The 20,397-nt window shown below is 62.5% G+C and carries 18 protein-coding genes and 2 pseudogenes; 11 read left to right on the forward strand and 9 right to left on the reverse strand.

What is annotated here, in order from left to right; translation table 11 throughout:
- Positions 1-76: 76 nt before the first annotated feature.
- Positions 77-880, reverse strand: a complete 804-nt coding sequence (locus BMW74_RS00485; RefSeq protein ID WP_093412024.1) for a SirB1 family protein — start codon at positions 878-880, stop codon at positions 77-79.
- 184 nt (positions 881-1,064) lie between these two features.
- Here BMW74_RS00485 and BMW74_RS00490 point away from each other — a divergent pair, with 184 nt between their 5' ends.
- Together BMW74_RS00490 and BMW74_RS00495 are read left to right on the forward strand one after the other, a co-directional pair.
- Complete coding sequence (locus BMW74_RS00490; protein ID WP_093412026.1) at positions 1,065-2,084, forward strand: Glu/Leu/Phe/Val dehydrogenase family protein; 1,020 nt, start codon at positions 1,065-1,067, stop codon at positions 2,082-2,084.
- 136 nt (positions 2,085-2,220) lie between these two features.
- Positions 2,221-4,011: an acyl-CoA dehydrogenase C-terminal domain-containing protein gene (locus tag BMW74_RS00495; RefSeq protein WP_093412029.1), complete on the forward strand. Its 1,791-nt coding sequence runs from the start codon at positions 2,221-2,223 to the stop codon at positions 4,009-4,011.
- 153 nt (positions 4,012-4,164) lie between these two features.
- Here BMW74_RS00495 and BMW74_RS00500 read toward each other — a convergent pair.
- A pseudogene (locus BMW74_RS00500) lies at positions 4,165-4,419 on the reverse strand (YebG family protein); the annotation flags it as partial.
- Positions 4,420-4,703: 284 nt separating this feature from the next.
- On the opposite strand from BMW74_RS00500, the gene BMW74_RS00505 reads away from it, so the two are divergent.
- Together BMW74_RS00505 and BMW74_RS00510 are read left to right on the forward strand one after the other, a co-directional pair.
- Positions 4,704-5,204 (forward strand): phosphate-starvation-inducible protein PsiE, encoded by a 501-nt coding sequence (locus BMW74_RS00505; RefSeq protein ID WP_093412035.1) that lies wholly within the window; start codon positions 4,704-4,706, stop codon positions 5,202-5,204.
- Between the two features lie 250 nt (positions 5,205-5,454).
- Entirely contained in the window at positions 5,455-5,865 is a 411-nt protein-coding gene (locus tag BMW74_RS00510; protein ID WP_093412038.1) for an HPF/RaiA family ribosome-associated protein, read from the forward strand.
- A 290-nt stretch (positions 5,866-6,155) separates the two neighbouring features.
- Here BMW74_RS00510 and BMW74_RS00515 read toward each other — a convergent pair whose 3' ends face one another.
- Entirely contained in the window at positions 6,156-7,031 is an 876-nt protein-coding gene (locus BMW74_RS00515) for a helix-turn-helix domain-containing protein (RefSeq protein ID WP_093413403.1), read from the reverse strand.
- Between the two features lie 137 nt (positions 7,032-7,168).
- Here BMW74_RS00515 and BMW74_RS00520 point away from each other — a divergent pair, with 137 nt between their 5' ends.
- Entirely contained in the window at positions 7,169-8,071 is a 903-nt protein-coding gene (locus BMW74_RS00520; protein WP_093412041.1) for a DMT family transporter, read from the forward strand.
- A 1-nt stretch (position 8,072) separates the two neighbouring features.
- Here BMW74_RS00520 and BMW74_RS00525 read toward each other — a convergent pair whose 3' ends face one another.
- The 3 genes from BMW74_RS00525 to BMW74_RS00535 form a co-directional block, all read right to left on the reverse strand.
- Complete coding sequence (locus BMW74_RS00525; RefSeq protein ID WP_093412042.1) at positions 8,073-8,585, reverse strand: DUF2165 domain-containing protein; 513 nt, start codon at positions 8,583-8,585, stop codon at positions 8,073-8,075.
- Positions 8,586-8,888: 303 nt separating this feature from the next.
- On the reverse strand, positions 8,889-9,869 hold the full coding sequence (locus BMW74_RS00530) for a 2-hydroxyacid dehydrogenase (RefSeq protein WP_093412044.1): 981 nt from the start codon (positions 9,867-9,869) through the stop codon (positions 8,889-8,891).
- A gap of 151 nt (positions 9,870-10,020) precedes the next feature.
- On the reverse strand, positions 10,021-10,950 hold the full coding sequence (locus BMW74_RS00535) for a LysR family transcriptional regulator (protein ID WP_093412047.1): 930 nt from the start codon (positions 10,948-10,950) through the stop codon (positions 10,021-10,023).
- A gap of 267 nt (positions 10,951-11,217) precedes the next feature.
- Between BMW74_RS00535 and BMW74_RS00540 the strand changes: the two genes are divergently transcribed.
- The 5 genes and pseudogenes from BMW74_RS00540 (at position 11,218) to BMW74_RS00560 (ending at position 16,680) form a co-directional block, all read left to right on the forward strand.
- Positions 11,218-12,729 (forward strand): efflux transporter outer membrane subunit, encoded by a 1,512-nt coding sequence (locus BMW74_RS00540; RefSeq protein ID WP_093412049.1) that lies wholly within the window; start codon positions 11,218-11,220, stop codon positions 12,727-12,729.
- A gap of 130 nt (positions 12,730-12,859) precedes the next feature.
- Positions 12,860-15,046: an FUSC family protein gene (locus BMW74_RS00545; RefSeq protein WP_093412051.1), complete on the forward strand. Its 2,187-nt coding sequence runs from the start codon at positions 12,860-12,862 to the stop codon at positions 15,044-15,046.
- Positions 15,036-15,236 carry a DUF1656 domain-containing protein gene (locus tag BMW74_RS00550; RefSeq protein ID WP_093412054.1) on the forward strand — a complete coding sequence of 67 codons (201 nt, stop codon included), beginning with the start codon at positions 15,036-15,038 and terminating at the stop codon, positions 15,234-15,236. The genes BMW74_RS00545 and BMW74_RS00550 overlap by 11 nt, the downstream gene beginning before the upstream one ends.
- Before the next feature lie 10 nt (positions 15,237-15,246).
- Positions 15,247-16,144, forward strand: a pseudogene (locus BMW74_RS00555) (efflux RND transporter periplasmic adaptor subunit); the annotation flags it as partial.
- Between the two features lie 158 nt (positions 16,145-16,302).
- The gene (locus BMW74_RS00560; RefSeq protein WP_371911704.1) at positions 16,303-16,680 is read left to right on the forward strand and encodes a hypothetical protein; all 378 of its coding nucleotides are present in this window, start codon (positions 16,303-16,305) and stop codon (positions 16,678-16,680) included.
- 83 nt (positions 16,681-16,763) lie between these two features.
- Here BMW74_RS00560 and BMW74_RS00565 read toward each other — a convergent pair whose 3' ends face one another.
- From BMW74_RS00565 to yaaA, 3 genes are all read right to left on the reverse strand, one after another.
- Positions 16,764-17,588 carry an SDR family oxidoreductase gene (locus BMW74_RS00565; RefSeq protein ID WP_093412061.1) on the reverse strand — a complete coding sequence of 275 codons (825 nt, stop codon included), beginning with the start codon at positions 17,586-17,588 and terminating at the stop codon, positions 16,764-16,766.
- A 37-nt stretch (positions 17,589-17,625) separates the two neighbouring features.
- On the reverse strand, positions 17,626-18,090 hold the full coding sequence (locus BMW74_RS00570) for a multidrug transporter (protein WP_093412063.1): 465 nt from the start codon (positions 18,088-18,090) through the stop codon (positions 17,626-17,628).
- A 79-nt stretch (positions 18,091-18,169) separates the two neighbouring features.
- Positions 18,170-18,949, reverse strand: coding sequence for a peroxide stress protein YaaA (yaaA, locus tag BMW74_RS00575; RefSeq protein ID WP_093412065.1), 780 nt, complete (start codon positions 18,947-18,949; stop codon positions 18,170-18,172).
- 169 nt (positions 18,950-19,118) lie between these two features.
- On the opposite strand from yaaA, the gene BMW74_RS00580 reads away from it, so the two are divergent.
- The gene (locus BMW74_RS00580; RefSeq protein WP_093412067.1) at positions 19,119-20,243 is read left to right on the forward strand and encodes a polysaccharide deacetylase family protein; all 1,125 of its coding nucleotides are present in this window, start codon (positions 19,119-19,121) and stop codon (positions 20,241-20,243) included.
- Positions 20,244-20,397: the final 154 nt, after the last annotated feature.

Consider the following 20,397-nt stretch of genomic DNA (forward strand, 5'->3'; position numbering starts at 1 on the left):
CGATAGCGTCGTGCAGGCTGCCACGATGCCGACTGGCAGGGCCTCTTCGCGAGCCTGCTCGCGCCCACATGTAGCCTCAGTGGACGATGGAGTTGGGCGGCAGATGCCCCAGCCGTTCGGTCAGGCGGATGCGCTGGATCGGATCGTCGCAAAGCAGCAGCGCGTGCTCCAGGTCGAAGCGTTCGGCGTTGGGACAGTCCAGCCGTTGATACAGGCTGGCGCGAGCCAGGTAGTCGGCGGTGCTGGCGTTGCCCATTTCCAGGACCCGTTCGGCGTCGATCAGCGCGTTGATGCTGTCGTCGTTGGCCAGGTACAACTGGCGCAGGTTGCGTGACAGGCGCTGGAGCATCTGGAAGGGGTCGCTGGTCAGGACATGTTCGGCCTTGAGCGGCAAGTGCGGGCCGTACTGGCGTTGTAACAAGTCTCGACAATCGTTGGGATACAAGCGCCGACCACCGCAGGGGTCCAGCAGGTGATCGGCCCCCGGCACCCGCAACAGGAAGTGTCCGGGGAAGTTGACCCCGACCAGCGGAATCTCCAGTCGTCGCGCCAACTCCAGGGCAATCAACCCCAGGGTCAGCGGTTGCCCGCGACGCCGTTCCAGGACCCTGTTGAGCAAGGCTGCCTGTGGCCGTAGCGGGGTGGCTTCGTCCTGCTGATAGCCCATGTCATTGAGCCGGCGCAACAACGGTTGGCCCAGTTCGCTGACCGGCAGCATCGGCAAGCCGGCACTGACGCGCTGCTGCAAATCGTTGAACTGTTCCAGTAGCGCCTCGGGCTTCACCTCGGGATCGTGCTCGGCAGCCATCCACAGCGCGGCTTCGAAGAGCGCTGGTGGCGAGCGGTGCAGGCAGGCGAAAAAAGCGTGGCGCGGTTTCATGAGTATCTCCGGCGAATGCCCCGTTTTAGCCCCGTCGCCGGCATTCGTCCAGTGCCTTGCACAACGTGTTACAGGTTATGCCCCAAAGCCGTTGCCAGCGCGCTGGCTTATTCCGGCGTGCTCCAGCAAATTCTGGGCGCAAGCCTATACTGGCGACTACCGTAAGTGATTCGGGAGCCCTACGATGTTCGCTCTCATGCAAAGCACCCGCCTTGAATCGCTGCACCTGAGCGTTGACCCGGTGACGGGGTTGAAAGCGGTGATTGCCATTCATTGCAGCCGTCCCGGGCCTGCCCTTGGAGGCTGTCGTTACCTTGCCTACCCCAATGATGAAAGCGCCATAACGGACGCCGCGCGCCTGGCACAAGGCATGAGCTACAAGGCAGCCCTGGCCGGGTTGCCGCTGGGCGGCGGCATGGCGGTGATCATCCGTGCGGCCCATGTCGAGAACCGTGGTGCGTTGTTTGAAGCCTTCGGACGTTGCATCGAGCAACTCGACGGTCGCTACATCACCGCGATCGACAGCGGCACGTCGGTGGCCGACATGGACTGCATCGCCCAGCACACCCGGCATGTCACCAGCACCACCGCCTCGGGCGATCCGTCGCCGCATTCGGCCATGGGCGTGTTCACGGGCATCCGCGCCACGGCCATGGCCCGCTTGGGCAGCGATAACCTGGAGGGGTTGCGGGTGGCGATCCAGGGCTTGGGCAACGTCGGTTATGCCCTCGCCGAACAACTGCATGCCGCCGGTGCCGAGCTGTTGGTCAGTGATATCGATGTGGGCAAGGTGCAACTGGCCATGGAGCAGTTCGGGGCGCACCCGATTGCCAACGATGCGTTGCTCAGCACCCCGTGCGACATCCTCGCGCCGTGTGGCCTGGGCGGAGTGCTCAACAGCCACAGCGTGGCGCAACTGCGCTGTGCTGCCGTGGCGGGCTCGGCCCACAACCAACTGACGAACCTGCAGGTGGCCGATCAACTGGAAAACCGCGGCATTCTTTATGCGCCGGACTATGTGATCAACTCCGGCGGACTGATTTATGTCGCCCTCAAGCATCGGGATGCGCCGTTATCGGCCATCACCGCCCACCTGTCGAAAATCAGCACGCGCCTGACCGAAGTCTTCGCCCATGCCCAAGCGGAAAAACGCTCGCCAGCCCGAGTGGCGGACGAGTTGGCGGAGCGTTTGCTCTATCGGTGAGGGCGGGGCTACCGGGTTTATCCGCATCGACACCGCCAGTGAGCTTTTTTTGTCACGTCGTGCTTGTGGTTGTCCGGGGTTTGATCGGCAAGGTGTCGGCCTAAAACCTATTGCCGATGAACGAGGAGGGTCGTGTATGAGCTTTCAAGCGCCTTTGCGGGACATGCGTTTCGTGCTGCATGAGTTGTTCGATGTCAGTGCTCATTGCGAGCTGTTGGGGAACGGTCTGGATCGGCAGTTGATCGATGGCGTCCTGGAAGAGGGCGCACGTTACGCGAGCGAAGTGGTCGCTCCGCTCAATCGCAATAGCGATGAGCAAGGCGCCACCCTGGAACATGGCCAGGTGACCACGCCCGACGGTTTCCGGGATGCCTACCGGCAATTCGTCGACAACGGCTGGGCCAGCATGACCGGGCCCAGCGCATACGGCGGCCAGGGTTTCCCGCAGATGGTCGCGGCGAGTTTCCATGAAATGCTCATGGCCGCCAGTTTGTCGTTCCGGGTCTATTCGGGGTTGACCGAGGGCGCGGTGCTCGCGCTCTACACCCACGGTGACGATGCGTTGAACGCCCGCTACCTGGCGCACATGGTCAGTGGCGCCTGGACCGGAACCATGTGCCTGACCGAACCCCAGGCCGGTACGGACCTGTCACTGCTGCGAACCCGCGCCGTGGCGCAGGCGGACGGCAGCTATGCGGTGACCGGCAGCAAGATCTTTATCAGCGGTGGCGAGCAGGACCTTTCCGAGAACATCGTGCACCTGGTACTGGCTCGCCTGCCGGATGCACCGCCCGGGGTCAAAGGCATCAGCCTGTTGCTGGTCCCCAAGTTCATGGCCAATGCCGACGGCAGCCTGGGGGCAAAAAACAGCCTGAGCTGTGGTGCCATCGAGCACAAGATGGGCATCAAGGGCGCATCGACCTGCGTGATGAACTTCGATGGCGCCACCGGCTGGATCGTCGGCTCGCCGAATCAGGGACTTGGCTGCATGTTCACCATGATGAACGACGCCCGCTTCCAGGTCGGCTTGCAAGGCCTGGGCGTGGCCGAGCGCTCGTTCCAGGGGGCCTTGCGTTATGCCCGTGAACGCTTGCAGTCCCGCGCGCTGGAAGGCGTTGCGGCCCCGGATAAACCCGCAGACCCGATCATCGTCCACCCCGATGTCCGACGGATGTTGCTGACCCAGAAAACCCTGGTCGAAGGTTGCCGGATGTTGGCGGCCTACACCGCCCAGCAGTTGGACCTGGAGCATGGGCATCCGGCGTTGGAGGCACGCCAGCAGGCGAGCAAGCGGGCGGCCTTGCTGATTCCGATGGTGAAGTCGTTCTTTACCGACATGAGCCAGGAAGTCACGAGCCTGGGGGTGCAGGTTTACGGTGGTCACGGCTACATCCGCGAGTGGGGCATGGAGCAATTGATGCGCGACAGTCGCATCACCCAGCTCTATGAGGGCACCAATGGCATCCAGGCACTGGATTTCATCCGCCGCAAACTCCTCGCCGATGGCGGCAAGGAACTCACCGACCTTCAAGACGAGTTGAGCCAGTGGTGTGCGGCGTGCTCGCCGGACAGCGGCTTGAGCCCGTTGGTGTCAACGCTTGCGGCTCGCTTGCAGGAGTGGCGCGAACTGACCCGGCATGTGGTGACGGCGAGCCAGCGCAACGTGCAAGAGATCGGCGCCAGCGCGGTGGACTTCCTCCAGTATTCGGCGTACGTGCTGATTGCCGGTTTCTGGCTCAAGGCCGCCATACGGGCCGAAGCCGCCCTGCAAGCGGGGACCACAGAGGCTGAGTTCTATCAGGCAAAGCTGCAGAGCGCACGGTTCTACATCGACAAGATGGTGCCCCGGGCCAGCGCTCATCGAGAGGCGATTCTGACGGGCGCCGAGTCGCTGATGGCCATGCCGCCAAGCAGCTTCGCGTTCTAACGCGCCACGGGGTTGCATGGCAGGCATGAAAAAGGCCCTGGATCGTCTGATTCAGGGCCTATTCAATTCAGGGGCTGCTTACTTCGCGGCTTTGGCCTTGCTCGGTTTGGCCGGCTCGACAGGCTCGGCTGACTCTATCGGCGCGGCGGCGGGAGCCGGTGCACTGAGCAATTCAGCGAGGGCATCGGGCTGGCTCTTGAACGCCTTGGCGAAGACATCGCGGTTCTTCGCCATGTAGATCCCGGCTTCTTCCACTTGCTGTTCGGTCAGTGACGGAACGGCTCTTTGCAACACCTCGGACAGCAATTCGGCCAGTTCGAGCATTTTGTCATGACGGTCAGCTTCGGCTTTATCCATGAACAAGCGCTCCAGATCTCGGCTGCTGCGGTATACCACTTCGACGGCCATTTACCACCTCATATGCCTTCACGTTAGTTATTGCGTGCGACTACTGTATTTATATACAGCGCAAAGGATAGGCGAATCCCTGCGCTTTGGGTAGTGGCTTTTTAATGTAGACCGGTTTCGGGGTTTGTCAGCTCAAGGGGAGCCGGCTGCTGGCCGTGGGCAAACGTGTCCGCTTGCGGTCCGTCGTCATCTCACTCACCGTAGCTGGCTTTGTTTCTGCATGCAGAACAACGGTCACGTCGAACCCGCATCATCCACGCGAACTGAGCTAAGGAACCATCATCGTGAAAATCAATTGGGCGGAGAAACTTCGCCAGAACGTGCATGAGCTGGCCGAGTCGCTGGGCAATCTCTTCGTCGAGACGTTCCATTACCTGGCGCTGTTCGCGATTGGCGCGGTGACAGCCTGGGCGGCGGTCATGGAGTTCCTGGGGATGATCGAGCAGGGTCGCATCAAGATTGATGACATCTTGCTGCTGTTCATCTACCTGGAGCTGGGGGCGATGGTCGGGATCTACTTCAAGACCAACCACATGCCGGTGCGCTTCCTGATCTATGTGGCGATCACCGCGCTGACACGCCTGTTGATCTCCAATGTGTCGCACCACAACCCGCCGGACCTGGGCATCATCTACCTGTGCGGTGGGATTCTGCTGCTGGCGTTTGCGATCCTGGTGGTGCGCTATGCCTCATCGCAGTTCCCGTCGGTGAAGGTTGCCCATCCGCAACGCAAGACCGATGGGCCGGCCAGTGAGCACTCGGACGTCGAGAAGGGCGAGTCATAGGGCTGGCGGGCACCCAGCGCTTGATGGGTAATTGTGAGGAATTGTTGCGGTATTTCGGGGCGACCTAACTCCCGACCATAACAGTGCTTTTGCCCGTTGTCCGGCTTTATTTGCATGGGGAAATTTATCTTTTTTTAGGGGTTGAATTGTTTCTCGGACTGCCCAACTCTGTAGTTAAGAGGTCACGGACATTCAGGTTCCAAACGCTACACCGGGCCTCTCGCGAGCTAGCTGAAATAAGGGATGAACTATGCAAATCCAAGTCAATAGCGATAACCATATTCAAAGCAGCATCCGACTGGAGGAGTGGGTACGTACTACCATTGAGAGCACGCTCGAACGTTACGAAGAAGACCTGACACGGGTCGAAGTTCACCTTCGCGACGAGAACGGAGATAAACCCGGACCCCACGATATGCGCTGCCAGCTTGAGGCGCGGCCGAAAGGCCATCAACCGGTATCCGTGACGCATAAGGCCGATACCCTGGAACAGGCGATCGAAGGGGCGGCGACCAAGCTTGAGCATGCGCTGGAGCATCTGTTCGGCAAGCTGCGCGGCAAGCGCGCCACCGTGACCCCGCTCCCATCTGGCGCTCACGCCGATGCGTTGCTCGAGGAAGAGTTTCTCGAGAACGAACAGGCCGCACTCAATCGAGCCTGATAGACCTTAACCACCGCCAACGACAAAGGGCCTGCAATCGCAGGCCCTTTTTGTTTGGTGCCCGGAACGCCACGGGGTTGTTTGAGTTCACGCATCATCTGGAGGCGCCGTTGGGGATCGTTGCAGGCGATAAGACTTCTTTCTATGGCGCTCCAGGCTGTTGGTGTCCTGGCGGATGCCGGGTAACGAGGGACCGCGCGGCACACGCCGGGTCGCCTGACTCTCTTTGCGTTGAAGCGGATGGTCCCTTCGCGAGCAGGCTCGCTTCCACCCAGCGTGCACCTCTGGGGCTAGCGCAAAAACGCCTGCCGATATTCCCCCGGCGTGCCCTTCATGGCCTGGCGAAAGCGGTTGGTGAAGTGGCTGGCGCTGGAGAAGCCGCAGGCCAGGGCGATCTCGCCCAGCGGTTGCGCGGTTGAGCGCAACAGGTGCCGGGCGTGCTCCAGGCGGCGCGCCAGCAGGTATTGATGGGGCGGCAGGCCGAAGCTTTGGCGAAACATGCGGGCGAAGTGGTACTCGGACAACGTGCACATCGCCGCCAGTTGGCCGAGGCTGATGGGGTCGCCCAGGTGACTGTCGATGAACGCCACCAACTGCCGCCGTTGATGGGCTGCCAGCCCACCCTTGAGGCGCAAGCCCTCGCGCAGGCCGACCTGATTGAGCAGGGTGTGGCTGAGCATTTCATGGGCCAGGCTGCTGGTCAGCAGGCGTTCGCCGGGCTCTTGCCAATTCAAGTGGATCAACTGGTGGAAGCGTTGCGCTTGCAGCGGGTCGTCGAGAAAGGTCGCTTCGTGCAAGTGCAGCGTGCGGGGTTCACGGTCCAGCAAGGTCACGCAGCCCAGGGCAAACTGCTCGGTGCTGAAGTACAAGTGGGCCAGGCGGATGTCACCGTTGATCACCCACGCTGACTGGTGATCGGCGGGCAGTACGCAGAGTTTGTCCGGTCCGCCCTTGGTGCCGGGACGGTCGCGGCGAAAGGTGCCCGTGCCGCCCGCCAGGTAGCAGGACAGGGTGTGATGCCCCGGCGCTTCATAGTCCTGGGCGTCGTGATAGTTGCTCCACAGGGCTGCGGCCATGCCGTCACCGAGCTCGGCGCTGTGCTCAAGCTGAGCATGGGGCGAGCGGTTAAGAGCTTGGAACACTTGCAGGGTTTCGAGTGACGGCATCAGCGGATCTCCAACGCCTTGCATCCTACTCCAGCGTCCTGCCCACGGCAGCCCATCGCCCGACAAAAGCGCAAGTTTATGCAAGTGCGCAGGGGGCGAGCGCCGCAGACTGAAGGCCATCTTCAGGAGTCACCGGCATGAACCTCTCGCTGTATCTACTCACCGTGCTGATCTGGGGCACCACCTGGATCGCCTTGAAACTGCAACTGGGGGTGGTGGCCATTCCCGTGTCGATCGTCTATCGCTTTGGCCTGGCGGCGCTGGTGCTGTTTGTCCTATTGCTGCTCAGTCGCAGACTGCAGGTGATGAACCGGCGCGGGCACCTGATCTGCGTGGCCCAGGGCTTGTGCCTGTTTTGCCTCAACTTCATGTGCTTCCTGAGCGCCAGCCAATGGATTCCCAGCGGCCTGGTGGCGGTGGTGTTTTCCACGGCAACCCTATGGAACGCCCTGAATGCACGGGTGTTCCTGGGCCAGAAAATCGCCCGCAATGTGCTGATGGGCGGGGCGTTGGGCTTGTGTGGCCTTGGGCTGTTGTTCTGGCCGGAGTTGGTGGGGCATACCGCGACCCCGCAGACCTTGCTGGGCCTGGGATTGGCGTTGTTGGGCACCTTGTGTTTCTCGGCTGGGAACATGCTCTCCAGCCTGCAACAGAAAGCCGGTCTCAAGCCGCTGACCACCAACGCCTGGGGCATGGCCTATGGCGCGGGGATGCTGACCCTGTATTGCCTGGTCAAGGGCATCGCGTTCGACATCGAATGGAACAGCCGATACATCGGCTCGCTGCTGTACCTGGTGATCCCGGGCTCGGTGATTGGTTTCACGGCCTACCTGACCCTGGTCGGACGCATGGGGCCGGAGCGCGCGGCGTATTGCACCGTGCTGTTTCCGGTGGTGGCGCTGAACGTGTCGGCGTTCGTCGAAGGCTATCAATGGACGGCCCCGGCATTGGCCGGCTTGGTATTGGTGATGCTGGGTAATGTGCTGGTGTTTCGTAAACCCGCGACGAAAGTTAAACCGCTGGCGCCCACCTTGGTTTGAATTAACGGTCGTTCTTCAGCGCCAAGTAAATCAGCGCGGGCATCTGGAAGTCCACGATGCCCTGCGCCCACTCCAAGGCATGCCATTGCAGGATGGACATGTCCATGTCAAACCACTCATTCAAAATAACCTGGAAGATAAGGTAATAAACGACGGTGCCAGTTGTCAGGCCGGCAATCGCATACTTTTTGGCTTCGTGGAACTCTCTGCTCGATGCATTGCGCTTTTGAAAGAGTTGATAGGCGCCGACGAGGCAGCAGGTCGTGAAGATAGTTTCCAATGTAATGATCATCCAGTAAAAACGATGATGCATGATGCTCGAAGTGACCGCGCGGTAAGTCCTGGTGGAATTGCCCCGGGTGGTGTCCATGCTGAGGATGTGAGCAATGAATTCGTAGTTGGCGGTGTAATCCGTCAAGTTACTGAAGACGATAAATATGCCAAAGATACCGGCCATGAGTGCGATGATGATTTTGCTGCGTCTAATGACGCAGGTGGTGGTCATGTTAACCATGTTGCCTATACTCCGAAAGTAAGTAGTTGCGCAGGACAAGAGTGTCCTGCTGTTCTCGGAGTTTATAGGGTGTTGGTTTATTCGTTTTATGCACTGGGTTGCAAGTTGTTTCCCGTGGGGTGGTATTTAAATAGGGTATTTATAAGTTGCTGTGTGCAGGGCCAGTGGTGGGGAAGTTAGTGTGTGTTTAAAGTGCACTGTATCGTTACTGTCGAGACTGGTTGTGGAGGCGCCTGCCGTGCCGCGCGGCATTTTTTGGCTGACGCGCTAGCGCCTCCTCAGGTCGTCGGTCGCTGACGGGGATCAGGCCTGACCCTTGAACACCTGTGGGTTGACCAGGTCTTGTGGTCGCTCGCCCAGCAGGGCGCTGCGCAGGTTGGCCAGGGCGCGGTTGGCCATGGCGTCGCGGGTCTCGGTGGTGGCCGAGCCGATGTGGGGCAGGGTCACGGCGTTCTTGAGTTGGAACAGCGGCGACGCGCTCAGCGGTTCTTTTTCGTAGACGTCCAGGCCCGCGCCGCGAATGCGCTGGTTCTGTAGCGCCTCGATCAAGGCCGGCTCATCCACCACCGGGCCGCGGGCGATGTTCACCAGGATCGCGCTAGGCTTCATCAGCGCCAATTCGCGATGGCTGATCAAGTGCCGGGTCTTTTCACTCAGCGGCACCACCAGGCACACGAAGTCGGCTTCGGCCAGCAGTTGGTCCAGGCTGCGGAACTGCGCGCCCAGTTGCTGCTCAAGTTCGATCTTGCGGCTGTTGCCGCTGTAGAGGATCGGCATGTTGAAGCCCAGTCGACCGCGTCGGGCGATGGCCGCGCCGATGTTGCCCATGCCGACGATACCCAGTGTCTTGCCATGCACATCACAGCCAAACAGCGGCGCGCCGACGCTGGCCTGCCAGTTCCCGGCCTTGGTCCAGGCATCCAGTTCGGCGACGCGCCGGGCACTGCTCATCAGCAGGGCAAAGGCCAGGTCGGCGGTGCTTTCGGTCAGCACGTCCGGGGTGTTGGTGAGCATGATCCCGCGTTCGTTGAAGTAGTCGACATCGTAGTTGTCGTAGCCCACCGAGACACTGGACACCACTTCCAGCTTGCTGGCGTGCTCAAGCTGCGCCCGGCCAAGCTTGCGACCGACCCCGATCAGGCCATGGGCATGGGGCAGGGCTTCGTTGAATTGCGCGTTGAGGTCGCCCTGTTTCGGGTTGGGCACGATGACGTCGAAGTCCTGTTGCAGGGTTTCGATCATCTCGGGCGAGACACGGCTGAAGGCAAGTACAGTCTTTTTCATCGCGGGAAAGCTCGTCAGGCGGGGGAGAATGCCAAGCAAGCTAACATTTTGTGTGAGGCGGGTGCGAGTCTATCGGCTGACACCGAACCTTGTGGGAGCGAGCAGGCTCGCTCCCACAAGGGATTTGTATGGCGCTTGGGCGAGCGCTCGATCAATACGCCGTCAGCTCCGCCTGATGGGCCGACAGAATCTCGGGCAACGAACCGCGCAGGTATTCGACCCAGGTCTTGATCTTGGCATCCAGGTACTGGCGCGACGGGTAGATGGCGTACAGGTTCAGTTCCTGCGAGCGGTAGTTGGGCATCACCCGCACCAGGCTGCCGTTGCGCAGGCCTTCGATGGCGGCGTAGACCGGTAGCACGCCGACGCCCATGCCGCTGGTGATCGCGGTTTTCATCGCATCGGCCGAGTTGACCAGGAATGGCGAACTGTTGATGGTCACCATCTCCTGGCCGTTGGGACCGTCGAACTGCCATTTCTCCAACGGGATCACCGGACTGACCAGGCGCAGGCACGCGTGGTTCAGCAGGTCGCTGGGCTTCTGTGCGCAACCGTGGGTTTTTACGTAGTCCGGCGAGGCGCAGACGATGCTGTAGGTGATGCCCAGGCGCTGGGAAACGAAGCCCGAATCCGGCAGCTCGCTGGCCAGCACGATGGACACGTCGTAGCCCTCGTCCAGCAGGTCCGGCACGCGGTTGGCCAGGGTCAGGTCGAAGGTGACGTCCGGGTGGCTCCTGCGGTAGCGGGCGATGGCATCGATCACGAAGTGCTGGCCGATGCCGGTCATGGTGTGCACCTTCAACTGCCCGGCCGGCCGCGAGTGCGCATCGCTGGCCTCGGCTTCGGCCTCCTCGACATAGGTCAGGATCTGTTCGCAGCGCAGCAGATAGCGCTTGCCGGCTTCGGTCAGGGCGATGCGCCGGGTGGTGCGGTTGAGCAAGCGGGTTTGCAGGTGGGCTTCCAGGTTGGAGACCGCGCGCGAGACGTTAGCGGTGGTGGTGTCCAGTTGCACGGCGGCGGCGGTGAAACTGCCGGCTTCGGCGACACAACTGAAGGCGCGCATGTTTTGCAAAGTGTCCATGGGGTGCTCTCAAGGCAGATGGCAAATTGTGACACGAAGTTACAGGGTCGGGGCATTCAACCAAGGGATTATCTCGTTAACGGTAATAAAGATTCACACGATCCCCGGCTTATCGCCGTTCAACCCCACCCCTAGAATTGTCCCGCCGCCTACTTGTAGGAGCGAGGCTTGCCCGCGAAGTCAGCATTCATGTTGACGGTGCCGACGTCTTCGCGGGCAAGCCTCGCTCCTACCGAGCCATATCCCCCTCCTCAGGAATTTGCAGCAGTGCCGCGTCGCATCAGCGCAGAGTTGAAGACTCTCAGTGTTTGGGCTTTATCGTTAGCAATCAGCGGCTGCGTCGCAACCGGGGGGATTGCCCCACAAGACAAGGCACTCGATGCCAATTCATTGACCACCGACTCCGCGATCCAGAGCGCCGACCGAGACGCCGGCTGGCCCGTCGCGCAATGGTGGCAGGCCTATGGCGATCGCCAATTGAACGCCTGGGTCCAGCTCGCCGTTCAGGGTAGCCCAAGCATGGCCATGGCCGCGGCGCGGGTGCGCCAGGCCCGGGCCATGGCCGGGGTGGTCGAGTCCGCCGAGTCCTTGCAGATCAATGGCGATGCCACCCTCAAGCGCCACAACTGGCCCACGGATCAGTTCTACGGGCCGGGCGAGTTGGCCAACGCCACCACGTGGGACAACAACGCGACGCTGGGCCTGAGCTACGCCCTCGACCTTTGGGGCCGGGAAAGCAACGCCAGCGAAAGGGCCGTGGACATGGCCCACATGAGCGCCGCCGAAGCGCGCATGGCCCAGCTGGAGCTACAAAGCAACGTGGTGCGCGCCTACATCCAGCTGTCGCTGCACTACGCCCAGCGCGACATCGTGACGGCGACCCTGGCCCAGCAACAACAGATCCTCGACCTGGCACAAAAGCGCCTGGACGGCGGCATTGGCACTCACTTTGAGGTCAGTCAGGCGCAAACCCCGCTGCCCGAAACCCATCGGCAACTGGATGCCCTGGACGAAGCCATCGCCCTGAGCCGCAACCAACTCGCCGCCCTGGTCGGCAAGGGCCCGGGGGAGGGCGCGCGGTTGCAGCGTCCAACGCTGTCCTTGGCCGCGTCGCTGAAACTGCCCTCGAGCCTGCCGGCGCAGTTGCTTGGCCAGCGCCCGGACGTGGTCGCCAGGCGCTGGCAGGTCGCGGCCCAGGCCCGAGGCATCGATGTGGCGCACGCCGGTTTCTACCCCAATGTCGACCTGGTGGGCAGCCTCGGCTACATGGCCACCGGCGGCGGGATGCTGGGGTTCTTGACCGGCCAGAAGCTCAATTACAGCGTCGGCCCGGCGATCACCCTGCCGATCTTTGACGGTGGACGACTGCGCGCGGAGCTGGGGCAAGCCTCGGCCGGTTACGACCTGGCCGTGGCCACGTACAACCAGACCCTGGTCAATGCGCTCAAAAGCGTTTCGGACCAGTTGATCCGCCGCGCGTCCATGGACCAGCAGCAAGCCTTCGCCGCCGAGTCGGTGGCCGCTGCACAGAAGACCTACGACATCGCCATGGTCGCCTACCAACGGGGCCTCACCGACTACCTCAACGTGCTCAACGCGCAGACGCTGCTGTTCAAACAGCAACAGGTCCAGCAGCAGGTCCAGGCCGCCCGCCTGAGTGCCCATGCCGAACTGGTCACCGCCCTGGGGGGGGGACTCGGCGCCGGCAATGACGTGCCGGCCGACCGCCAGGTCCAGGCCCCGAAAACCCCGGCCCTTCTTCAGAGCCTCTCGAATTGAACACACAACCTGTGGGAGCGAGCCGGCTCGCGAAAAGGGAGTATCCGTCAGCATCCATGTCGGCTGACACACGGTCTTCGCGAGCAGGCTCGCGCCCACAGGTCCCGCATCGACCACTGAGCAGGATTTCATGACGCCCTTGCCTGCACCGCTGCGCTGGCTGTACGCCCTTGAGTGGCGCCGTGGATTTTTCGATTGGGCGCGCAGCGACGGCGTGACCTGGGTCTACATCTTCAAGGTGTTGATCGCCGCGTTCCTGACCCTCTGGCTGGCCATGCGCCTGGAACTGCCGCAGCCGCGCACCGCGATGATCACCGTGTTCATCGTCATGCAACCGCAGAGCGGCCAGGTGTTCGCCAAGAGCTTCTATCGCTTCCTCGGCACCCTGGCCGGCTCGGCGGTGATGGTGGCGCTGATTGCCTTGTTCGCGCAGAACACCGAGCTGTTCCTCGGTGCGCTGGCGATCTGGGTGGGCATCTGCTCGGCGGGCGCGGCGCGCTATCGCAACTTCCGCGCCTACGGTTTCGTGCTGGCCGGTTACACCGCCGCGATGGTCGGTTTGCCGGCGCTGGCGCACCCGGACGGCGCGTTCATGGCGGCGGTGTGGAGGGTGCTGGAAATCTCCCTGGGGATTCTCTGTGCGACCCTGGTCAGCGCCGCGATCCTGCCGCAGACCGCCAGCGCGGCGATGCGCAACGCGTTGTATCAGCGTTTTGGGGGGTTCGCCCTGTTCGTCACCGACGGCTTGCGCGGACGCAGCCAGCGCGATGCCTTCGAGCGGCGCAACGTCGGCTTTATCGCCGAAGCCGTGGGCCTGGAAGGGCTGCGCAGCGTCACCGTGTTCGAAGACCCGCACATGCGCCGACGCAACGGTCGGCTGAGTCGCTTGAACAGCGAATTCATGGGCATCACCACGCGCTTCAATGCCCTGCACCAATTGCTGGAACGCTTGCGCGGCAGCGGTGCCGATCACGTGGTGGCGGCGATCAAGCCGGGCTTGCAGGCGTTGGCCGAGTTGCTCGACGGGTTCTCCGCACGGGCGCTGACCCATGCCGACGCCGCGCGTCTGGCGACCCAACTGGCGGCTTATAAAGAAGGCTTGCCGGCGCAGGTCCGCAGCCTGCGGGCGAGTTTCCAGGAGAGCGCGCCGAGCGACGCCGAGCAACTGGACTTTCATACTGCCTACGAGTTGCTCTACCGGTTTGTCGACGAACTGCACAGCTATGCCCTGACCCACGCGTCCCTGGCCGATCACCGTCACGAACGCGAGCAGTGGGACGAGCCCTACACCCCGAAAACCAACGGGCTGGCCTCGGCCGCCTCGGGGATTCGCGCCGCGTTCATCCTGATTGTGCTGGGCAGCTATTGGGTCGCCACCGCCTGGCCAAGCGGCGCCACCATGACCTTGATCGCAGCGGCCACGGTCGGCCTGTCGGCGGCCACGCCCAATCCCAAGCGCATGGCGTTCCAGATGGCGTGCGGGACTTTCCTCGGCGCGTTGATCGGCTTCGTCGAGATGTTTTTCATCTTCCCGTGGATCGATGGTTTCCCGTTGCTGTGCGTGATGCTGGCGCCGGTGATCGTGCTCGGCTCGTTCCTCATCTCACGGCCACAGTACGCCGGGATTGGCCTGGGCTTGCTGATCTTCTTCAGCACCGGCTCGGTGCCGGACAACCTGACGGTCTACAACCCCTACACCTTCATCAACGACTACATCGCGATGGTCCTCGGCATGTTGGTGTGTGCGGCGGCCGGGGCAATCATCCTGCCACCCAACAGCCGCTGGTTGTGGCGGCGCCTGGAGCAGGACCTGCGGGGGCAGGTGGTGTATGCGATCAGCGGCAAGCTCAAGGGCCTGGCGTCGAGTTTCGAGAGCAGCACCCGCGACCTGGTGCACCAGGCCTATGGCCTGGCGGCCGGGCAACCCCAGGTGCAAAGCCGCCTGCTGCGCTGGATGTTCGTGGTGCTGGAAGTCGGCCACGCGATCATCGAGCTGCGCAAGGAACAAGCGATCCTGCCGGTGCACCCGGCGTATGCCGAGTCGCAGCCGTGGCGCCAGGCGATCCGCGTGATGGGCCGCGCGCTGGTGCGCCTGTTCCTGCAGCCGAGCCAGAGCAACCTGGAGCGCAGCCTGATTGCCGTCGACCACGCGATCAGCCGGGTCCAGGCCACCGACGAACCCTTCGCCCCGCACTTCGATACCTCGGCCCTGCGCCGGGTGAAGAGCTACCTGCATTTCATCCGTACGTCATTGCTCGACCCGCAATCGCCGCTGGCCGAACTGGCCGCCCCGCAAGGACTTGACCATGCCCCGTGAAATCGCCTTCCACGGCGTGTACATGCCGACCATGACCCTGATGTTCTTCATCGCCGCCGCCGTGGCCTGGGCCCTGGATCGGTTCCTGTCCGGGTTCGACCTGTATCGCTTCTTCTGGCACCCGGCGTTGTTGCGCTTGAGCCTGTTCACTTGCTTGTTCGGCGCCCTGGCGCTGACTGTCTATCACTGAGACCGCCTCGATGAAAAAGCTCTTCAGTCTGCTCGCCACCTTGCTGGTGCTGGCCCTTGCGATCTGGATCGGCCGCACCTTGTGGGAGCACTACATGAACACGCCCTGGACCCGCGATGGTCGGGTGCGGGCCGACATCATCAACGTGGCGGCCGACGTCACGGGAGAGGTGGTCGACGTGCCAGTGCGCGATAACCAGTGGGTGAAAAAAGGCGACCTGCTGATGCAGATCGACCCCGAGCACTACCGGATTGCCGTCAAGCAGGCGCAATCGCTGGTGGCCTCACGCAAGGCCACCTGGGATATGCGCAAGGTCAACGCCCATCGCCGGGCAGACCTGGACAACCTGGTGATCTCCCGGGAAAACCGCGACGACGCGAGCAACATCGCCGACTCGGCCCTGGCCGATTACCAGCACGCCCAGGCGCAACTGGAAGCGGCCGAACTGAACCTCAAGCGCACCCGGGTGCTGGCGGCGGTGGACGGCTACGTCACCAACCTCAACGTGCATCGCGGCGACTACGCGCGCATCGGCGAGCCGAAGATGGCGGTGGTCGACATGAACTCGTTCTGGGTCTACGGCTTCTTCGAAGAAACCAAGCTGCCCCACGTGCGTGTCGGCGACAAGGCGGACATGCAGTTGATGAGCGGCGAAGTGCTCAAGGGCCACGTGGAAAGCATCGCACGCGGCATCTACGACCGTGACAACCCCGAGAGCCGCGAACTGATCGCTGATGTGAACCCGACCTTCAACTGGGTACGCCTGGCCCAGCGCGTGCCGGTACGGATTCACATCGATGAAGTGCCCGAGGGTGTGCTGCTGGCGGCGGGGATTACGTGCACGGTGGTGGTGAAGCAAGAGGGTGGGCAATAACGGTTGGAGTGCGGTGTTCCCTTCGCGAGCAGGCTCGCTCCCACAGAGTATCTGTGTCGTCATGAAGATCCCGTGTGGGCGCGAGCCTGCTCGCGAAGGCGGACGTTGAGCAATGGCCTATAGACGCCAGGGCGGCGGATTGGCAATGATCCGTGGCCGGCCATTGGGGCTGATGAGCAGGGAAGGCAAGTGATGGCAAGGTATGCAAGGTGTTCGGCCGCGTTATTGATGCTGGTGGCCGTGGGTGGACAGGCTCTGGCCGACACCTGGCAGCAGTGCTTTCTGGACCTGCGCATCGCGCAAGTGCTCAAGCAACCCTATCCGCAGCTCCAGGCCGAGGTCCTCAAGGTGAGTCAAAAGCAAGCCACGGCAGAGTGTCCAGCGGTCGGGGAACTCATCACCTTTGTCCCCGAAACGGCTGACTACCAATCCCCATTGGTGCGCCGCCACTGGCCCAAGAAAGGCCAGCCGATGAAGATCCGCTATCAATACCTGGACGGCATTTGCAAGGGCGATGGGAACAACTATGCCTGTCGCATCAAGCACTATCCGGTGAGCAATCATCGCTAGGGGTTGATCGTTCCTGGGCTGTTCTGGGTGCGCCCAGGCCCTCTGTGGGAGCGAGCCTGCTCGCGAAGAACGATCACGCGGTCTCAGAGTTGCCCGCGCAAGCCAAACCGCTTCATCAATACCGATTCCAGCAGGCCCTTGGGCAGCAGCGCGGCCAGTAGCGGCAAGGCGCGGCTGCCATTGCCCAGGCGAATCATTCGTGGGGGTGTGCGCTGTTGCACGGCCTTGAGTACGTCGGCGGCGAAGTCGGTGGCTGGGGTCGGGTGGTCCTGGGAGGCCTTGGCCCGGGCGCGGATGCCTTCGCGCAACGGCCACCAGGGCGATTGTTCGCTGATCAGTTGTTCGGCTTGGGTGCCGGCGTTCTTGGCGAAGCTTGAGGCGATGGCGCCGGGCTGGACTTCCAGTACCCGGATGCCAAAGGGCGCCAGTTCCATGCGCAGTGCATCGCTCAAGGCATGCACTGCCGCCTTGGAGGCGCAATAGGCCCCGGCGAACGGGGTGACCAGCACGCCGGACACGCTGCCGATGTTCACCACCAGACCCTTGTTGCGGCGCAGCAGCGGGAACAGTGCGCGGGTCACGCCGACCACGGCGAACACGTTGGTTTCGAACTGGCGCTGCAGGGCCTGCACGCCGCCATCGAGCAGCGGGCCCATGGCGCCATAGCCAGCGTTGTTGATCAGCACGTCCAGGCCGCCAGGTTGCTGGCCGAGGCGTTCGGCCAGGTGCTCAAGGGCGGGCGCGTCGTTGACGTCCAGTTGCACGGCGGTGAACCCGGCGCTGCTCAGGGCCGCCACGTCTTCGGGTTTGCGCGCGGTGGTCCAGACCTCGTAGCCGGCGTGTTTGAAGGTGTCGGCCAGGGCGCGGCCAATGCCGCTGGAGCAACCGGTGATCAATGCGACGGGCATGGCGCAATCCTTGTGCAATGGAAGGAAGAAGGGGCAATCAGTCGGAGAAGCTACCTTGCAAATGCTCGGCGCGAAACTCCAGGGTTTGCGGGCGATAGCCGGGACGCAGCGGTGGCATGGGCAGGCAGTCTTGCCAGTTGGCCCCGGCCTGCAGCTCACCAGGGCCGCGATAGCGCGGTGCGGCGTATTGATTGTCGGCCAGGTTGATGGTGTCGCCCGGTGCGTAGGCCGCCACTCGCCAGCGCAGTTCGGTCAGCGGCACGTCGTTGCCGTTGTTCAACTTCAGTTGCAGCGGACGGTCCGCGGGGCAGTGGTCCGGTGCGTAGGTGATGCGCAGCTCCAGGCGCGCCAGTTGGCTGGCCTCGCGGTTGTCCAGCCACACCACCCAGGCGGCCACCAACCCCAGGCCCATCGCTGCGGCCAATGACACGGGCAACGCCTTGGCCGGGTAGCGCAGCAACAGGACCAACCAGGTAATGACCAGCAGGACGCCGATGAACATGACGCAAACCTCGGGAGCAAGAGACCGCCATCCTACCTAAGCGTAGTCGGGGTTGACCATGCTCGGGCGGCCTGGCGCCTTACTCGGGCGCATGATCACGCAAGAACACCAAGTTGTCCGGCTTGGACTGTTCGGCGCTGTAGCGATAACCCTGTGCATCGAACTGCTTGAGCGCTGCCGGGTCGTTGATGCGTTCCTGGATCACGAAGCGGCTCATCATGCCCCGGGCTTTCTTGGCGTAGAAGCTGATGATCTTGTACTGGCCGTTCTTCAGGTCCTTGAACTCGGTGTTGATGATCCGCGCGTTCAGGGCGCTGCGCTTGACCGCCGAGAAGTACTCGTTGGACGCCAGGTTCAGCAGCACGTCATCACCTTGTTCGGCCAAGGCTTGATTGAGCCACTCGCTGATGTGCGTGCCCCAGAACGCGTAGAGGTCCTTGCCGCGGGCGTTGGCCAGCTTGGTGCCCATTTCCAGGCGGTACGGCATCATCAGGTCCAGCGGGCGCAGCAGGCCATAGAGGCCCGAGAGGATGCGCAGGTGCTGCTGGGCGTAGTCGAAGTCGGCTTCGCTGAAACGCTGGGCCTCCATGCCGGTGTACACGTCACCCTTGAACGCCAGCAGGGCCTGCTTGGCGTTGGCTTCGGTGAACGCCGGGGTCCAGCTGCCGAAGCGTGCGGCGTTGAGGCCGCCGATCTTGTCGGAGACGTGCATCAACGCGCTGATCTGCGCCGGTGTCAGCTCGCGCAGTGGCTGGATCAGTTCCTGGGAGTGGTCCAGGTATTGGGGCTGGGTGAAGCGTTGGGTCGCCGGCGGTGTTTCGTAGTCGAGGGTCTTGGCGGGGGAAATCACCATCAGCATGAAGTCGTCTCCTTTAATCGTGCGGCGATTCTAGGGGGTTGGGCGGTTTGACTCCAGCTATCGACGTCATAGGTGATCGGTGGTGATGGCTCGCAGGGCTGTAGTGACTGCAGGACTTGGGGTTATATCGGCTATAGTGCCGCGCGGGTTTTGTTATGGAGGCACCCCCTTGCGTATTGCTTTACTGATGGCTACCTGGCTGCTCAGCGCCAGTGCGATGGCCGCGCCCACTGAGCCGGCCACGCTGGACCGCAGCACCTGGCCGGAGAAGCTCACCAGCCCGACCCTGTTCGATGTCGCCTCGCGGGCGGAGATCCTCACGTTCGCCCGCGAACTGCTGGCCAGTGAGTCGCTGGACGAGAGCGCATTGAAGCAGCGCCTGGGGCTGCGCATGATCAATCTCGACGCCATCAACGCCTTGCGCGAGCGGATGTGGCAACGCCTGTTGGCCAACTACAATTTTGCCCAGCAGAGCTGCGACCAGGACGCCTCGTTCTGTTTCCTGGTGGAGGACATGCCCAGCCTGCGTGAGCAGGCGGGTAAGTTCGAGCTGGGCGAGGCGTCGTACTACACCCGTTGGGTCGAGCCGAGCCGGCAATTCCATCAACGCTACCTGGATGAGCAACTGCGCAAGGCCGCGTTGCTGCCGCAGACCAGCAGCGAAGTCGAGCTGTTCGGCGATTACGAGCGCAATGGCGATCAACTCAACGACCGGCTGTTCGTGTTGAGTTTCGACAGCGGCGCCAACCTCGCGCCGGACAACACCGCCTGGCTGACGGACTACCTGCGCAAGGCGAACCTTTCCGGCACCTTCTTTGTGCTGGGCAGCGATATCCAGAATCGCCTGTCGCAACACGCGGTGGCCGACTTGCAGGGGGTGTATTCCAGGCAGTGCATCGGCGTGCAGGGCTGGGAGTTCCGCTCCCACAGTCATTGGCAGGCGTGGCAGTACTCGGTGACGCGCAGTGTCGATCTGGTGAAGAACAAGCTGCCGGAGAATTTCGTGCCGCTGTTCCGCCCGCCCAACGGGCAGCGTCGAGCCGATGCCGGTGGGTTCTTCAAGGCGCAAGGCTTGCAGGTGGCGTTGTGGGATATCGATCCGTTGGACAGCAACCGCCAACTGACCGGGACCCAGAGTGCCCAGCGGGTGTTGACGCTGATGCTGCTGTGGCGCCATGGGGTGATCAACTTCAACGCCAAGCAGGACGCGGTGAAAACGGCATTGCCCTGGTTGCTGACGCAAACGGCGCAAAGTGGGATCGGCTGGGAGGATTGTCAGGACGCGTTTCGCTGAAACGGTCGGCCCCCGTAAATGCTGGGGTTGGGGCGATTTTTGAGGGGGTTTCGATGCAGGCGGACTTCCGACTTTAACGGCAGGGTGCCTGCGCGCCAAGGGCTATTCGTCACTCCGCAAAATAAACTGAAAAAAACCGTCAAAGTGCTTTTTC

It is taken from the genome of Pseudomonas sp. ok272, from assembly GCF_900109995.1.
Classification (GTDB): Bacteria; Pseudomonadota; Gammaproteobacteria; order Pseudomonadales; family Pseudomonadaceae; genus Aquipseudomonas.

Coding starts and splice junctions, on each gene's coding strand:
- BMW74_RS00485 (WP_093412024.1), bottom strand. CDS start 880: ATGAAACCGCGCCACGCTTTTTTCGCCTGCCTGCACCGCTCGCCACCA.
- BMW74_RS00490 (WP_093412026.1), top strand. CDS start 1,065: ATGTTCGCTCTCATGCAAAGCACCCGCCTTGAATCGCTGCACCTGAGC.
- BMW74_RS00495 (WP_093412029.1), top strand. CDS start 2,221: ATGAGCTTTCAAGCGCCTTTGCGGGACATGCGTTTCGTGCTGCATGAG.
- BMW74_RS00510 (WP_093412038.1), top strand. CDS start 5,455: ATGCAAATCCAAGTCAATAGCGATAACCATATTCAAAGCAGCATCCGA.
- BMW74_RS00515 (WP_093413403.1), bottom strand. CDS start 7,031: ATGCCGTCACTCGAAACCCTGCAAGTGTTCCAAGCTCTTAACCGCTCG.
- BMW74_RS00520 (WP_093412041.1), top strand. CDS start 7,169: ATGAACCTCTCGCTGTATCTACTCACCGTGCTGATCTGGGGCACCACC.
- BMW74_RS00525 (WP_093412042.1), bottom strand. CDS start 8,585: ATGGTTAACATGACCACCACCTGCGTCATTAGACGCAGCAAAATCATC.
- BMW74_RS00530 (WP_093412044.1), bottom strand. CDS start 9,869: ATGAAAAAGACTGTACTTGCCTTCAGCCGTGTCTCGCCCGAGATGATC.
- BMW74_RS00535 (WP_093412047.1), bottom strand. CDS start 10,950: ATGGACACTTTGCAAAACATGCGCGCCTTCAGTTGTGTCGCCGAAGCC.
- BMW74_RS00545 (WP_093412051.1), top strand. CDS start 12,860: ATGACGCCCTTGCCTGCACCGCTGCGCTGGCTGTACGCCCTTGAGTGG.
- BMW74_RS00550 (WP_093412054.1), top strand. CDS start 15,036: ATGCCCCGTGAAATCGCCTTCCACGGCGTGTACATGCCGACCATGACC.
- BMW74_RS00560 (WP_371911704.1), top strand. CDS start 16,303: ATGGCAAGGTATGCAAGGTGTTCGGCCGCGTTATTGATGCTGGTGGCC.
- BMW74_RS00565 (WP_093412061.1), bottom strand. CDS start 17,588: ATGCCCGTCGCATTGATCACCGGTTGCTCCAGCGGCATTGGCCGCGCC.
- BMW74_RS00570 (WP_093412063.1), bottom strand. CDS start 18,090: ATGTTCATCGGCGTCCTGCTGGTCATTACCTGGTTGGTCCTGTTGCTG.
- yaaA (WP_093412065.1), bottom strand. CDS start 18,949: ATGCTGATGGTGATTTCCCCCGCCAAGACCCTCGACTACGAAACACCG.